Source organism: Mesorhizobium sp. M1A.T.Ca.IN.004.03.1.1 (genome assembly GCF_003997555.1).
Classification (GTDB): domain Bacteria; phylum Pseudomonadota; class Alphaproteobacteria; order Rhizobiales; family Rhizobiaceae; genus Mesorhizobium.
In genome coordinates, this window is the sequence record NZ_RZTV01000083.1 from 1 (window position 1) to 360 (window position 360).

A 360-nucleotide genomic window follows, 5' to 3' on the forward strand; every position below is an offset into this window, starting at 1 on the left:
CAACAGCGCCAGCAGCTTGCGCGGCCCCATATGCGGAAACCGCCGGCGTAGCGCAATCACCTCATCGGCAAGGGCTGACGGCGTGCGATGCGGGCACGAAACCGTGCCATGCGACCGATCGACAAACCAATCCGGCGCTCCGCTCATCTGCCGTTTGCGCCAGGCGTAAAATGTATCCCGGCTCACACCGTAGCGCCGGCAAAGATCTCTCACACTCCAGTGCCCCAAAGCATAGTCCGACAGCATCCGAACACGTTCTTCCATGCGACAAGTCTCCACAAATGGCATCGGAAGCCCTCCCTCCGACACACTATGACTTGTCGACCATCAACCCGGTTCATTCTGTCAGGTATCAGCCCG

1 protein-coding gene is annotated in these 360 nt (G+C 59.7%); it reads right to left on the reverse strand.

The genetic code is table 11. The annotated features are described in order from the left end of the window. The coding region (locus EOD29_RS30795) for a helix-turn-helix domain-containing protein (RefSeq protein ID WP_164763891.1) at positions 1 to 288 on the reverse strand (288 nt) is incomplete at its 3' end. Positions 289 to 360 lie beyond the last annotated feature (72 nt).